The following is a 14749-nucleotide window of genomic DNA, read 5'->3' on the forward strand; positions in this document are numbered from 1 at the left end:
GGTTTGACGCTCAACGCGGCGGTTTCGAAAAGGATGCAGCGGGTTGATTGCGCGTGATCGTCAAACCTCAGGCAGCGTTGCTGTCTCCCATCTCCCAGTCGCCTTGCCAACGTGCGCGCACGGCAATCATCAGCGAGGCGGCTTCCGTCATTCCTGTTTCAAACAGCCTGATGAGCTCTTTCGCTACGGCGTTGGCCGCCGCCGTGTCGGGCAAGATAGCAAATTCCTGGCACAGCGCGTCGAACGCGTCGCGAAGGATGTTCAGGTCACTGGGGTAGAGAGCTTCCGTATTCGTGCGGGTTGGTCGGCTAAGCATCAGGCGCTCCTATTCGGCTATAGTGGGATTGCTCCCAAGCAGCGGCGCCCGTTACACAGCCGCTGACAGACAATGGCTTTATGCGGCACAGCCCAGCAAGTGTCATTAAACTATGATGCATGCGCGTCGTTCGCCCGTTGAGGGCGCATATGGAGTTGTCCTTCGCTGATCGTGACGCAAGTTCTTCGCAATGCGTCGGCGGCCTAGCCCGACCGATTGTCCGGCGCCTGGAACTCTTCGCGACTGACGGCATTATCTAGTCCGACCGAACCGGGGGCGAAATGGGAGTCACTTCACGCGAACGTTTGTCTGAAGTGCAGCGCTTCGAGCTTTTGGCGGGGTTGGGTGACAGGATTCGGGAGATCGATGATCCTGCCGAACTGGCCTTCGCGGCAGCGGAATTGCTTGGGAAGCATTTTGGCATCAGTCGAGCCGGATATGGCACGATCGATCTCGAGAAAGAAACGATAGTCATCGACAAAGACTGGAACGCGCCGGGAATCCGAAGTCTGGCCGGAACTCTGAATTTCAGGGACTACGGCTCCTATGTCGATGATTTGAAACGAGGCGAGACGGTCGTCTTCGAGAATGCCGAGACAGACCCGCGAACCCACGACCATGCCGAGGCTCTCAAAGCAATCAGCGCCCAATCCGTCATCAACATGCCGGTCACGGAGCACGGCGGGTTGGTTGCGTTATTGTACCTCAATCACTCCGAGCCAAGACACTGGACGTCGGCCGAAGTTGCACTGGTTTCGGAAGTGGCTGACCGGACGCGCACCGCAATTGAACGGCTTCGTGCGGAGAAGGCCTTGCGTGAGAATGCCGAGCGCCTGGCCTTTCTGGATCGCCTCGGCAGAGAGATCTCCCCGGCGCCAGATGCCGACGCTGTCATGGAGGTCACCACCCGTCTACTTGGCGAACATCTTGGCGTTTCGATTTGCGCCTACGCCGACATGGAGCCGGACCAGGACCACTTCACCATTCGCGGCGACTGGAGCGCTCCTGGCTCGCCTAGCATCAGGGGATACTACAGTCTTGCCGATTTCGGTCGTCTCGCTGTTGGCAATCTGACCGCCAATCGGCCGCTCGTCATCAACAACAATCTCGAGGAAATTGCACCCGAGGAAGCAAAGACGTTTCAAGATATAGGCATAACGGCAACGATCTGCATGCCCTTGGTCAAGCAAGGCCGGCTGGCTGCGCTAATGGCCGTTCACGACACGCAGCGCCGCGTCTGGTCGCAGCGCGAACTGTCCTTGCTGGCGGAGGTGACAGAACGGTCATGGGCTCACATCGAGCGCGTCCGCTCGGAACAGGCTGCCCGAGCGAGCGAGGAGCGGCTAAGGCTAGCAACCGATGCGGCCGCTATCGGAACGTGGGACTATGATCCCATCACAAGGGTGCTGCGTTGGGACGACCGATGCAAAGCTCTCTTCGGTCTGCCACCTGAGGCGGAGGTGACATATGAGAGCGCGTTCCTGGCCGGTCTCCATCCAGAAGACCGTGAACGGGCGGATGAGGCCGTACGCCGGGCGCTCGCGCCGGGCGAGTCTTCCCGCTACGACATCGAATATCGGACGATCGGGCTGCGCGACGGAAAGGAGCGTTGGATAGCTGCAACGGGCGAATCTCTTTTCCGGTCCGGACGAGCGGTGCGTTTCATCGGCACCGTCATGGATATTACCGCGCGAAAGCGGGTGGAGAACCAGCTCCAGATGATGAATGCGACTGCCGCCGCCGTGGCAGCCGAGCTGGACGTGGAGCGCATTGTCCAGATTGTCACCGACGCTGGCGTCGCGCTGTCAGGCGCCCAATTCGGAGCTTTTTTCTACAATGTCCTCGATGACAAGGGGGACAGCTATATGCTCTACGCGCTGTCGGGAGCGCCACGCTCCGCTTTCGAAAATTTCCCCATGCCACGCAACACGGCCGTCTTCGAGCCTACTTTTCGCGGGACGGGCGTGGTGCGTTCCGATGATATCCTCATGGATGAGCGCTATGGAAAAAATCCGCCGAGGAAGGGAATGCCGGAAGGCCATCTTCCCGTGCGATCCTATCTTGCCGTGCCGGTCATTTCGCGATCGGGCGAAGTGCTGGGTGGCCTGTTCTTCGGACATTCCGGTCGCGGTGTCTTTGCCGCAGAGCATGAGACAGCCTTGCTGGGGCTGGCCGGTCATGCCGCCACGGCAATCGACAACTCCCGACTGTTCAAAGCGCTACAGACACTCAATGTCACACTTGAGCAACGTGTGGCTGAGGAAGTTGCCGAACGCATCCGAGCAGAAGAGCACCTGCGCCAGGCGCAGAAGATGGAGGCCGTGGGACAGCTTACCGGTGGCATCGCCCACGACTTCAACAATATGCTGGCTGTCATCATTGGCGGTTTGAATCTCGTGCAGCGCAAGCTCCGAAACGGCGACACGAACGTGAACCACTTCGTCACCGGTGCAATCGATGGGGCACAACGCGCTGCGGAACTTACCAAGCGGCTGCTTGCCTTCTCCCGCCAGCAGCCCTTGGCACCGACGCGCCTGAACCCTAATCGACTCGTCTCCGGCATGAGCGAACTGCTGAGCCGAACGCTTGGAGAGACCATAGCAATCGAGACGGTGCTCGCCGCTGGGCTGTGGCATGTGGAGGCCGATGCAGGACAATTGGAAAGCGCATTGCTCAACCTTTGCGTCAACGCACGCGATGCCATGCCCGCCGGCGGAAAGCTCACGATTGAAACGTCTAATGCCCATATTGACGACCGGTATGCGAGAGAAAACGCGATCCCCTCGGGCCAGTATGTGATGATAGCGGTCACCGATACCGGAACGGGCATGACTGCGGACGTGCTGGCAAGAGCCTTCGATCCGTTCTTCACCACAAAGGGAGTCGGCAAGGGTACCGGATTGGGACTTAGCCAAGTGTATGGATTTGTTCGTCAGTCCGGCGGCAGCGTCAAGATCTATTCCGAAGTCGGTGTCGGAACCACCTTGAAGATTTATCTACCGCGGTCGCATGGCGGCATTCCTGATAGCCCGGCCGCCGCCTTGGCGGGCGAGCATCCGGGACGTTCAGACGAGGTCATCATGATCGTCGAGGACGAAGATCGTGTACGCCTGATGGCCGCAGAAGCGCTGCGAGAACTGGGCTATTCCGTCCTGGAAATGTCGGGGCCACGAGACGCACTTGCCGTCGTGGAGAGCGGGCAAGTGCCTTCGCTTCTGTTCACCGATGTGGTCATGCCGGAAATGTCAGGCCGCGAACTGGTGGACAAGGTCAGGACATCGCACCCGTCACTAAAGGTGCTCTACACCACCGGCTACACGCGAAACGCGATCGTTCACAATGGCACGCTCGATTTTGGAACGGAGCTTTTGACCAAACCCTACACGATCGACGAGTTGGCCGAGAAGGTCCGAAAGGTGCTCGATCGAAAGTAACGATTGGCCAGAGGCGATGTACTCGAGCGGCCGACCCAAATCCACTGTAGGCACGCCGGGCGGTATGATATCTCGCCGGAACCAGGGGGACTGCCGCGAGTTCTCTGGAATGGCAAATCATCCGATCACCAGCGCCCTTACTTCAATCGGCACACTGACTTCCCGTCCCGCTGCGTTCCTGGTCTTGTTGGCTTACGCAATTCTTTGGATGATTTTCGAGCGACAGAGCTTGGATTGGCATGGAGCCGCAACATTGTTCACTTGGGCGATGACGCTGTTCATCCAGCGCGCGGAGCATCGCGACACGCAAGCGATCCACGCCAAGCTGGACGAGATCCTGCGGTCAGATCACGCCGCTTCAAACATCACCCGGATCGACGATGAAGAGCCCGAGGAGATCGAAAAACATCGCCATCGCCAGCAACAGGGCGATTGACGTGCAGCCTTTCGGTTCCGCTGCGTCAGGCGCCCGCAAGAAGACCTCCGGCATTGCGCCTTGGCGAAGGGTGCTCATCTATCTGGCCATTGCCTCCATCGCCAGCCTGCTCACGGTGTTGATCATAAATCTCACTCCAGAGCCGCGCGTCCTACGATCTATCGTACCCCACCGGTTCGACGCTACGGATCCCCAATTTTCCAAGACGATGAGCAGCTATTCGCAAGGGCAGATGTTCGGTTCCAACGCGGTCCAAACTCTCGTCAATGGAGACGAAATATTTCCCTCAATGCTGCAAGCAATCGGGGCGGCTCGATCCAGCGTCAACATGGAGACGTATATTTATTGGTCAGGGGCCATCGGCTACGAGTTCGCGATCGCATTGGCGGCGAAGGCCAGCGAAGGCGTGGAAGTCCGCGTGAACGTCGACTGGGTTGGCAGCCTTCCCTTCGACGAGGACTTGATCCGCATCATGACGACGGCAGGTGTGAGGTTCGAACGCTATCGGCCGCTACGCTGGTATACTTTGGACCGTGTAAACAACCGAACTCATCGCAAGCTGCTGATCGTCGATGGCCGGATCGCTTTCACTGGCGGGGTCGGCATTGCCGATGATTGGCGCGGGAACGCACGCAACTCAAATGAATGGCGCGACACGCATTACCGGATCGAAGGACCCGCCGTGCCCGCATTCCAGGCGGCGTTCGCGGAAAACTGGCTTGAGACGACCGGCGAGACATTGCAGGGCGGGAAGTTCTACCCTGCAGTTGCGCCCGCTGGTGGTCTCGATGCGCAGTTGATACTTTCTTCGCAGCCAAACGGCTCGGAGAACATGGAGTTGATGATGTTGGCGGCAATAGCCGCGGCCAAGGATCATCTGCGCATCGGCATGGCCTACTTCGTGCCGGACGACATCGCGCTGCAGCAGATTCTTGATGCAAGGAAGCGAGGCGTCTCGGTCGATGTCATCGTTCCCAATTGGCTAACGGATGTGCCCATAGTGCGAAAGGGTTCACGTTATTTCTGGGGGGAATTGCTCAAGGCCGGTGTACGCATCTTTGAGTTTCAACCCACAATGTACCATCCCAAGCTTTTGATCGTCGACGATGTCTGGGTGAGCTTTGGCTCGACCAATCTGGATGAGCGTTCCTTGCGCCTCAACGATGAGGCCAGTCTGAACGTCTACGGCTTGGAATTCGCGCGGACGCAAATAGACATTTTCAACGAGGACCTGAAGCGATCAAGGCAGGTCAGTCTGGAAGAATGGCAAGCGCGTCCGCTAAGCGAAAAGGTCACCGACTACTTTGCGAGCAGATTTCGCTCCCAGCTCTAACAATGGCGAGGAGGCGGAGATCCAAAGTCCCCGCGATTGCTCGCCATCGGTAATTCGCAGCCTTGATGGATCAGGTCGTGGAAGCCCTCCCTCCCAGCGGCGCTCGCCGTAACGTTTCTCCAAAGTGTTCTGCACGGATGTGGAGAGCTTAAAATACTTCAATCACCTTACGGCTTCTCTTTTTGAGAGCCTGGATAGATTTGCGATGAATTTGCGGCTGCGCCGGCGACGACTCCACCGGACGCTGTGCAAGCCTTGCTTGTCTCAGCCGCGCCGTCTTCTCGGCGCGTTGTGCGCGTTCAGCGTCCAGCGTCTCTTGGCTGATACGTTTGGCGCGGTCGTATCTTTCCTTGTCATGATTGCGAGTCACGCACACCTCCTAGCCAGCAACAAAAATCCTGCGAACCTTTTTGATGACACGCTGCTTGCGTTCGATGGGAGACGTCGTGATGGCCTGTGCGAGGCGCGCTTCCTTCAACCGCGCCGTCTTGGCGGCGCGCTCAGCACGTTCCTTGTCGACAATGATTGCTGCAGCTGATGTGGTCTTCTCGTTGCGAGCGTCATTATTGGTCCGCGGCATCTCAGCGCCTCGCCTTAATTCTTATCGCCCGCAGAGCCATTTTGTGCCCAGGTCGTGCTCTAACCGGATCTGTCGTCCCCTTGGGCGAGATTTTGCCCCGATGAACCGGCTTCTTGCGCAGTTGGTTGTCGTTGTCCGCTTGTGGGATGGCCATCTCGGTTCTCCTATGCGGGCCGAACTTCGATATGACACAAGTGTTCCAAGGCAACGCGCAAGCTGCTGGGCTATTTTCGATGTAAGGAACGCGCGGATATCCAGGCGTGTGATCGGGGCATTGTGACGGCGGCCATAGCTGGAACTTAGAGAGCGCAGATAGCGTCGGCGACTTCACATGTCGTTCAGACTTTGCTGCAGCACAGGATCCCCGCCGAGCGCATTGGCTCGGTATTGTAGGGAATTCGGGCGTTAGCGCCGTTGAACCGCTCCCGGTGTGTCAACAACCTTACAGGCAGCCGCAGGTCCAAACGAGCAGCACCGTTCCAACCGCATATGGGACCAGAAGCAAACCTATCGTCACCCAGAAAGCCGGCTCTGCCAAGGCGGCCATGTCCTTGCGAAATTGCTCCATGGGGCTACCCCGGCAACTTCGACAAACGAATTGAGCTAATCTGGTAAGGCCTACGGCCCGCTTTTGGCATCTTCGACCTCCAGCGCATCCATGAGGGCCGCCACATCGCTTGGTTCGCCATCGGCATCACCATGCACGCCAGTTCGCGCTTTCTTGAGCGCTTGCTCGATCGCATCTTCAATGTTTCCGAGCTCGCCCTCACGCACCTCGCGACCATAACCGGCCGCTTCGGCATCCTGCTCGAATTGCTGGGCCAGCACGGCGAAGCTCACTTCCTCTTTACCAGCAAGAATGCCGACATTCTCCTGCAGCCAGGTTTCAAAAAACTCTTTGCTCGCGCTCATCGGATGACTCCTCCGCCGGATTAAGCGCGGCGGCGATCTGAAGTTCCGCCATGGCGTCACTTTCCCAATGGCAGGGGCTATGCTGATGGTGGGCTTGGCTGTTGATCCCGTGGTGCTGGCTCCAGCCGTCCCCATCCGCGTATCCGCCGGATACCGATTTGCGCCGCCGGGCGCTCTTCGGCGTTGGTTGATCGCCTCCGCTATTCTATCCCGACATTCCGGATTGTATCACCCCATCGGCCGCCGACCCGTCAGACATCGCTGCATTGTTGATCTGGTCCGTCCCGAACTGAGCGACCTGAACCATCATAGCCTTGGCCTTTGCAATGAGTTCATCGTTCGGAAGAGTATCCCCGGCCTGCAGGGTGACTGTAATACATTCGCCTCCCTCGCCCCGAAATTCCACGACCGGAGCCTGGTCTCGGCTGACGACAACTCCCATCATCTGCATAAAAACCTCCTCGTCGCTTCCTGTATTGCCCAGACAACCCAATGCAGCTCGGCCGTCTAATCCTTGACATAGGCCCCTGGTTGACGCCCGCCTCTGGGCGCCTTGGCGTCTTTCGAATGCTCGGCGACCGCAGGGCCTGCTCCGGATATTTTCTCTGGGGCCGGTGAAGGTGTCGCCGGCTTTGGCGGGGTCCTGCCGCCCGATTTCTCGGGGCGGGGTGATATGTCAGTTGAAGAATTGCCTGAAGAAGTCATGGCTCTTTCCTTAGTGCGAAAAACTCCAATACCAACCTGCGAAACGCCGTGTCGTTCCATCGCGATATGATCTCCGTTGTTGAACCTGAGGCCTCGCTGGGGCACCGGCAATGGGCCGATTTCGCAAGACGAATGGTAACTGCCAAGGCGCTCGGGCAAGACACAGCCTGACACATGGCGGCGCGGGTATTGGAATACGAGCCGGCGCGGAAAGGCTTCATTGAGATCCATCACCGAACCCGCAACAGGCAGCAGCTTCGTCATTTCTGCAGAAATGCGTTTTGCCAACGCGGACACCGCGACCATGCCGTCGCCCACTACTCTCTCCTGGTGCCAAGCGCCCACTTGCAACGCCAACCTCGCAAAGCCTGCAATACAGACTGACTCCGCAGCTCAACCCATGAGGAACAATATCTCCCTTCTGGCCGACCCATGAAGGAGGTATGAAATGTCTGAATCGCGCGAATGGCTTGTCCAATGGCTCAGGGATGCTCACGCCATGGAGGAGCAGGCCGAAACCATGTTGAATGGGCAGCTGAACCGGATAGAGAACTATCCTGAGCTCAGCGAGCGGATTAGCCAGCACATCCAGGAGACCAGACAGCAGGCTGCTCGGCTGGAAACCTGTCTTGACCGCATCGGACAAGGATCTTCCACACTGAAGGATGCCGGCGGCAAGCTGACGGCAATGGCGCAGTCGCTCAGCGGGGTGTTCGCCGGGGACGAAGTGATGAAGGGATCGCTTGCAAGCTACACGTTCGAGCACATGGAAATCGCCTCCTACACAATCCTCATCGCCGCTGCCAAATCGCTGGGTGAAGCAGAGGTCGCCCAGGTCTGCGAAGAGAACCTGCGTGAGGAAGTCGCAATGGCGGACTGGTTGAAAGCCATATTCCAGCGACAACCGAGCAGTTCCTGGCGCGGGCCGACTCGGAGAGTGAGAACGCCAAGCGTTGATCAGCCGGTAGCGTCATTGCTAAACAAGCTCGCGCCTTGCGCCGAAACTCGGCGCAAGGCGCATTGAGGTCGAGCCGTTACCGCCGTGAAAGGCACTTCAAAGTAAGGCAGTGCGTGAGGTAAGTTTTGCGATTAGCTCTCCGTGCCGCGATAGTATCCATCCTTGACGCCAATTGAACTTGAAATTCCGACGGAATTCTCTGCCATGTGCCGCTCCTTGAGAGCCGGCCGAACTGCCCATCATACGGATGTTCCTATCGCCCATTTTTTGGCGACAGTTCCCCATCCCCAACCATCTCCGCCAGCCTTTGGGTGGACCTTGAAATGAGCTGGTGTCGAGGTGACGATCTCACCATCGGAGTTGACCGGCATCGGCTTCTCCGTCTCGATGTCGAACTCGACGCACCTAGCCGTCCGAACCTCTCGCCAGGCGCCATGCGTTCCAGAACGGAAGGAGCGGAGCATCAGCGCCAGCTTCCAAAGGTTCGTCATTTCCAAGCTATAGAGATCGAGATGTCCGTCATCGATCTCGGCCGTCTCTTCCACCACGTTGCCGCCCCCGTAGTGACGACCGTTTCCCACCGCAATCTGGTACGTTTCGACGTCGGTCGCTGCGCCTTTCTCAATAATCTTCGCGTGGAACCGCGTGGCCCGCGTCAACACTTTAACCGCCGCCAGCGCATAGCCGAGCCTGCCGAAACGCTTTTCAAAGTGGGATCCAGACCCTTCGCCAGTTCAGTGCTGAGTCCGATACCCGCGACGTTGAAAAAGGCATTGCCATTGACCGTGCCGATATCGATCTGCCGAAGTCGGCCCCGCACGACCACGTCAGCGGCCTGCAGAAGATCCATGGGGATGTCGAGTGTGCGAGCGAGGTCATTAGCCGTTCTCATAGGGATAATGCCCATCGGCAGGCGGCTTTATGTATGCTGGAAGCCAAGCCGGGATTGATCTGGTCCGGCTCGGGCCTGACGTCGAAATCAGGCATTGTCAGTCGATTGGCGACTCCGTTACTTCTGGCGAAACGCGGAGTGGAACGACACAACCAGCGGGCCCAGAATGTAGTCGAGTGCAGTCCGTTCCTCGGTAACGATCATGACTGACGCCGGCATGCCCGGATAGAGTGCGATCTCTGGGGCCGCTGCCAATTCCACCGGATCGACCGTTACATCGGCGAGATAGTAGGGAAGCCCGGTCTTGCTGTCGGTAATGCGATCCGCCGAAATGCGGGCGACGCGTCCATGAATTATGGGAATCGAACGCTGCTTGTAGGATGTGAAACGAACTTCGGCGGCCATGTCGGGGCGCAGGTTCGATATGTCCTCGACGCGAACCTGCGCCTGGACGATCAGCGAATTCTCGGTCGGCACGATATCGAGGATGGTCTGGCCCGGCGCCACGATCGCACCGATCGAGAAGACGCTGAGGTCCATTACCTGGCCATCATAGGGCGCGCGCACTTCGGCCCGATCCATGGCGGCCTGGGCGGCAAACATTTTGGGCACAAGGTCAGCAAGGTTCGATTGCGTATCGATCAGCATGGCCGACAGCTTGGCTCGGCGCTCGTTGGTCAATTGCGCGATCTGGCTCTCGAGTTCGGCTTTGCTCTGTTGGCTGCCGCCAATTGCGCCGAGGTTCTCGTCGATCAGACCCTGCAGATCCGAGGCGGACCGTTCCAGTTCCAGGATGCGAGGGCGAGTCGTCAATCCGGCCTTGAGCAGCTTCGACAGGCTGGCCTTCTCGTCAATCGTCGATTGCAGCTGGGCCTGGTAGGATTCGACTCGAGACTGCTTGCCCTTTATCTGTTCCTCTAGCTCGGCAATGCGGCGCCCGAGGATCTGCTTGGCGCCGGCCATCGAGGCGCGCTGGCTTTCCAGGTCGGCGATCTGGTTTGCCATGGCATCCCTAAGGTAGTCCTCATGCTCCTTGAGGATGTCCTTGGGAAAGGCAACAGCCACGCTGCCGTCCAGTTCGGCCCGGATCCTGGCATCGGTTGCGCGCAAGAGCGCATATTGCTGCGCATAAAGATTGAACTCGGATCGGATTCTGGTGTCGTCCAGCTTCAGCATTATGTCGCCCTTCCTGACGACGTCGCCATCCTTGACGCGGATCTCCTTTACCGTACCGCCGTCGAAGTGCTGTACGCTCTTGCGATTGCCTTCCACCTTGACGATGGCCTCGGCGAGCACGGCTCCGTTCAGCGGGGCAAAGGCTGCCCAGCCGCCGAAGATGCCGAAGAAGGTCACGATGATCAGCAGGCCGATATAGGCTGGCACCCGGATCGAATCCGGGGCGAGGATGCCGGCCTCGCCGGGCAGACTCCGGTAGGTAAGGGCGCCGTCGCTCATTGATGATCTCTCCGGCCACAGCTCATTGCGTTGCCACCGCCATTGGCGCGGCGCGCTGGTTGAGCAGCGCCACGATCTCGTTTCTCATGCCGAAGGCCTCGACCGCGCCATCGCGCAACAGAAGGATCTTGTCGACATTCGCCAGGGTCGAGGGCCGGTGCGAGACGATGATCACGGTGCTGCCGCGACGCTTGAGCTCGATCGCGCAGTCACTCAGCGCGCGGTCGCCATCGGCGTCGAGATTGGAGCTCGGCTCGTCGAGAATGATCAGGTTCGGTGTTCCGAACACCGCACGGGCAAGAGCAATCCGTTGCCTATATCCTCCTGACAGCACTGCGCCGCCTTCGCCGATCTGAGTCTCATAGCCCTGCGGCAGGCGGATGATCATCTCGTGTACGCCGGCCAGCCGCGCGGCCTCGATCACCTCCTGGTCGACATTGGTCTTGAAGCGGCCGATGTTGGCGGCGACCGTATCGGCAAAGAGTTCGATGTCCTGCGGCAGGTAGCCGATGTGATCGCCGAGCGCGTCGTGCCCCCACTGCGACAGGTCGGCGCCATCCAGCCTGACGGTGCCGCGGCTGGGCTGCATGACGCCGGCAAGGTGACGTGCCAGAGTCGATTTGCCGGCGCCGGAAGGGCCTACGATTCCCAGCGCCTCGCCTGCTTCCAGGCGAAATGATACGTCCCGCAGAAGCACTTTCTGCTGGCTGGCAATTGCAAAGCTGACCTGCTCGACCGAAATCTTGCCGGTGGGCTTCGGCAGGTTGAATGATCGTTCGTTCCGCGCTCCCCCGTCGACCAGCTTCTCGACCCTTGCCAAAGCCGCGCGCGCCAGGATCAGGCTGCGCCAAAGGCCGACGATCTGCTCGACCGGCTGTAGTCCCCGGCCCAGCAAGAGGCTTGCGGCAAACATGGTGCCGCCGGTGATCTGCCTCTCGATCACCAGATAGGCGCCAAGGCCGAGGATCAGCGACTGCATGGTCAGCCGCAGGAAACGGATCAGGCCGGACATCAGGGCGGCCCGATCGCTTGCCTCCGCCTGGCGCCGCAGCGCCAGGTTGCGGTCACGCCCCCAGCGGCGGATGAGACCGTCGATCATCCCCATGGCGCGAACGACTTCCGAGTTTCTGAGGCTCATCTCGGTAAAGTTATAGTTGGTCGTCGCCAGGTCGTTGGCCTGTTTCAGCGGCGAACGCACGAGATACTCGTTGAGCACGGCCATGGCGATCAAGAGCAGCGAGCTGCCCAGTGCGAAGAAGCCGAGCCACGGATGCAGCAGGAAGATGATGCCGATGTAGATGGGCGACCATGGCAGGTCGAACAGGGCATGGATGCCGCTGCCGGTAATGACCTGCCTGAACGTGTCGAAGTCGCGGATAGGCTGGCTCGGCGAGGAGCCGGGCGATGGGAATTCGACCGAAGCGGCGAGGATCTTTGCCGACAGCAGCCGGTCGAACCGCGCGCTGGCACGCGTCAGGACACAGGCGCGTACCAGGTCGAGGCCGGCCAGCGAAAGGAAGGCCGCCAGCAACACCAGGGTCAGCATCACCAGCGTGGTTTGGCTGCCGCTGGTGACGACCCGGTCGTAGATCTGCAGCATGTACAGTGGGGATGCGAGGTAGAGCAGATTGATCGCCAGGCTGAATGCCGCCGCAACGAGAAAATAGCGGCGGCAGGCCCGAAGCGCATCCTTCACAATTCGAGACTTACTATCCACTTCCGGAACCCCACTCGATACTCGTCAGGCCAGGTGAGCCGCCGCTGACGGCGGCCCCTTTGGTTCACACCACGAAGTCGCTTGAAATTGCTCCATCGCCGACGCCTGTCAGCGTGAACTCCGCCGGATTGTACGAAACGGCGGTATGGCCCTGACCGTCATCGGCAAGCTTGAAGCCGCTCGCATCATAGGAGCCGACCAGATGCAGCGCGGTGCCGTGCGTGCCGTCCGAAACGGTCAGCGTTCCGCCGCTGCCATCCTGGTTTGCCTGATAGACGGCCGTCGTTCCCGCACCGAACAGGATATCCTCGAGCTCCAGCCTGTCGTCATTGGTGATGCCGCCGATCCGCCCGCTGAAATCGAAGGAATCGTCGAGCTGCAGCGTGCCGGCCGCATCGTGCGCGAAGGTGACGTCCGTCGACGAGGCGCCGCCGAATTCGAGCTTCGACAGATTGCCGATCGTGGCATCGCCGTCGCCGGTGATCTGGCCGTGGATGACGATGTCGCCGCCATTGGCCAACAGCATGCCGGAATTCGCCAACCCGCCATTGATCGTCAGGCCACCTGAACCGGTCGCCTCCAATGTTCCGGAGTTGCTGACGACGCTGCCCCCTGTGTCGATGACGAGCGCATTCGAACCGGTGGCGATGATGGTGCCCTGGTTGTCGAGGCTCAGCATCCCGCCGCCCAACTGGCCGGCGCCCGATATCGTGTTGTCGACATTGACCAGAGTGACATCCGGGCCCGTGCCGGAGATGACGTTGGCGGCGCTGTCGGACAGCAGGATCTGTCCGCCGCCCTGCAGGGTCACGCCATGCTGGATGATTTGCAGCAGCGTTTCACCGCCAGTCGAGTCCAGCGAGATAAGGCCGCTATTGTTGATCGTGCCGCTCAGCGGCAGCAAGGCGCCGTCGCCGATCGTCATGGTCCCTGGATTGTTGACCACCGGCGTCTGGTCGAAGACGAAATTGCTTGCCGTCAGCGCGCCCGAATGCACGCCATCCAGCGTGATCGACTGCCCGTCGCCGAGCGTGATCACCGCGTTGCCGTGGGCATCGTCGGCGATATGGGTCTGGAGGTCGGCAAAGTCTGCCAATCCGTTGTAGCCGATAAGGTCGATCTGGTCGGCCGCCGCGTCGAAATTATGCACCGTATCGGCGCCGATCGGCTGCGAGAAGACGAAGAGGTCGTTGCCGCTCGAGCCGGTCAGCACGTCGTCGCCGGACCAAGCGAAGATCGGCGAACCCGGTGCATAGGCCTCGACATTGTCGGCGATCGACGCGCTGCCCGTCGTGCCGTCGGCATTGGTCCAGGTCAGCTGCACGTCGAGCACCGCGGCGCCGGTGAATTCGACCGGTGTGGTCACAGTCAGCCCGTGGACAGCATTGGTATGCACCGTCCAGGATCCATCGGCGTTGTGCGTCGCGCCGTCGATGGTCCAGCCGGAAGGCACGTCCTTCACCGTGACGGTGATGAGCGCACCTTCATGTGATGGATCGGTAAGGGCGAGATTGATGGGCTCGCCGGAGGTGCCGGCGGGTTTGAGGCCTGTTGTCATTTTCGCCGCGTTTGTGTGCCCTGTGGCGTCCGTGAATGCTCCACTGTCGATGTTAAGCGTGTAGGATGAACCGTTATTGCTCCCCGCACCTTTGTTGACCTGGAACGTATACTCGGTGTGGGCGGCATTGAAGCTTCCCGACCCGGCGATTACGCTGACATTCGCCAAGCCGGAGACGTGCATCACGTCCGAGAGATTCACAAAGTTCGCGGTGACCGCAGAGGTAAACGTTATCGTCACGGTGCTTGGCGTGGCGTTGTTTCCCTGTTTGCCGTCCACGACTGAGGAGATCAGCGTTGCGCTGGTGTCGTCTGTCCCATTCACGGTGATGGTGACGGTCTGGGTGTCCGACGCACCATTGTTGTCTGTGCTTTGGACTGTGTAGGTGAGTGTCAGTGACTGGCCGACGGCCAGGTAGTCGAATGCCTGCGTGCCTGAGTTGAAGGTCCAACC

General features: G+C 59.6%; 14 protein-coding genes and 1 pseudogene. 4 read left to right on the forward strand and 11 right to left on the reverse strand.

From position 1 onward, the window contains the following. Nucleotides 1-67: 67 nt before the first annotated feature. Nucleotides 68-316 (reverse strand): hypothetical protein, encoded by a 249-nt coding sequence (locus MESCI2_RS0109580; protein WP_027036396.1) that lies wholly within the window; start codon nucleotides 314-316, stop codon nucleotides 68-70. Between the two features lie 281 nt (nucleotides 317-597). Here MESCI2_RS0109580 and MESCI2_RS0109585 point away from each other — a divergent pair, with 281 nt between their 5' ends. From MESCI2_RS0109585 to MESCI2_RS0109595, 3 genes are all read left to right on the forward strand, one after another. After that, complete coding sequence (locus tag MESCI2_RS0109585; RefSeq protein WP_027036397.1) at nucleotides 598-3750, forward strand: GAF domain-containing protein; 3153 nt, start codon at nucleotides 598-600, stop codon at nucleotides 3748-3750. Between the two features lie 109 nt (nucleotides 3751-3859). After that, on the forward strand, nucleotides 3860-4186 hold the full coding sequence (locus tag MESCI2_RS0109590; protein ID WP_027036398.1) for a low affinity iron permease family protein: 327 nt from the start codon (nucleotides 3860-3862) through the stop codon (nucleotides 4184-4186). Further along, nucleotides 4131-5519, forward strand: coding sequence for a phospholipase D-like domain-containing protein (locus MESCI2_RS0109595; RefSeq protein WP_081738650.1), 1389 nt, complete (start codon nucleotides 4131-4133; stop codon nucleotides 5517-5519). The genes MESCI2_RS0109590 and MESCI2_RS0109595 overlap by 56 nt, the downstream gene beginning before the upstream one ends. 148 nt (nucleotides 5520-5667) lie before the next feature. Here MESCI2_RS0109595 and MESCI2_RS1000000136645 read toward each other — a convergent pair whose 3' ends face one another. From MESCI2_RS1000000136645 to MESCI2_RS1000000138800, 5 genes are all read right to left on the reverse strand, one after another. Then, a complete protein-coding gene (locus tag MESCI2_RS1000000136645; protein WP_081738651.1) occupies nucleotides 5668-5889 on the reverse strand; it encodes a hypothetical protein in 222 nt (73 codons plus the stop codon). Nucleotides 5890-5898: 9 nt separating this feature from the next. Then, entirely contained in the window at nucleotides 5899-6099 is a 201-nt protein-coding gene (locus tag MESCI2_RS0109600; protein ID WP_027036400.1) for a hypothetical protein, read from the reverse strand. 618 nt (nucleotides 6100-6717) lie between these two features. Beyond that, entirely contained in the window at nucleotides 6718-7011 is a 294-nt protein-coding gene (locus MESCI2_RS0109610) for a DUF768 domain-containing protein (RefSeq protein WP_027036401.1), read from the reverse strand. Nucleotides 7012-7216: 205 nt separating this feature from the next. Next, on the reverse strand, nucleotides 7217-7462 hold the full coding sequence (locus MESCI2_RS0109615; protein ID WP_027036402.1) for a hypothetical protein: 246 nt from the start codon (nucleotides 7460-7462) through the stop codon (nucleotides 7217-7219). Nucleotides 7463-7518: 56 nt separating this feature from the next. Then, on the reverse strand, nucleotides 7519-8034 hold the full coding sequence (locus MESCI2_RS1000000138800) for a hypothetical protein (protein ID WP_245270277.1): 516 nt from the start codon (nucleotides 8032-8034) through the stop codon (nucleotides 7519-7521). Between the two features lie 130 nt (nucleotides 8035-8164). On the opposite strand from MESCI2_RS1000000138800, the pseudogene MESCI2_RS01000000134555 reads away from it, so the two are divergent. Next, nucleotides 8165-8673 (forward strand): annotated as a pseudogene (locus MESCI2_RS01000000134555) (ferritin-like domain-containing protein). 240 nt (nucleotides 8674-8913) lie between these two features. On the opposite strand, the gene MESCI2_RS1000000138805 reads toward MESCI2_RS01000000134555, so the two are convergent. The 5 genes from MESCI2_RS1000000138805 to MESCI2_RS0109640 form a co-directional block, all read right to left on the reverse strand. Further along, on the reverse strand, nucleotides 8914-9333 hold the full coding sequence (locus tag MESCI2_RS1000000138805) for a hypothetical protein (RefSeq protein ID WP_245270278.1): 420 nt from the start codon (nucleotides 9331-9333) through the stop codon (nucleotides 8914-8916). Then, nucleotides 9330-9581, reverse strand: a complete 252-nt coding sequence (locus tag MESCI2_RS1000000138810; RefSeq protein WP_346558002.1) for a diacylglycerol kinase family protein — start codon at nucleotides 9579-9581, stop codon at nucleotides 9330-9332. Before MESCI2_RS1000000138810 ends, MESCI2_RS1000000138805 begins: the two co-directional genes overlap by 4 nt. Before the next feature lie 102 nt (nucleotides 9582-9683). Next, on the reverse strand, nucleotides 9684-11021 hold the full coding sequence (locus MESCI2_RS0109630) for an HlyD family type I secretion periplasmic adaptor subunit (RefSeq protein WP_027036403.1): 1338 nt from the start codon (nucleotides 11019-11021) through the stop codon (nucleotides 9684-9686). A 22-nt stretch (nucleotides 11022-11043) separates the two neighbouring features. After that, on the reverse strand, nucleotides 11044-12738 hold the full coding sequence (locus tag MESCI2_RS0109635; RefSeq protein ID WP_027036404.1) for a type I secretion system permease/ATPase: 1695 nt from the start codon (nucleotides 12736-12738) through the stop codon (nucleotides 11044-11046). Nucleotides 12739-12802: 64 nt separating this feature from the next. Beyond that, on the reverse strand, nucleotides 12803-14749 hold a 1947-nt coding region (locus MESCI2_RS0109640; RefSeq protein ID WP_027036405.1), incomplete at its 5' end, for a beta strand repeat-containing protein.

Origin of the sequence: Mesorhizobium ciceri WSM4083, from assembly GCF_000519305.1 — a bacterium.
GTDB classification, from domain to species: Bacteria; Pseudomonadota; Alphaproteobacteria; order Rhizobiales; family Rhizobiaceae; genus Mesorhizobium; species Mesorhizobium ciceri_B.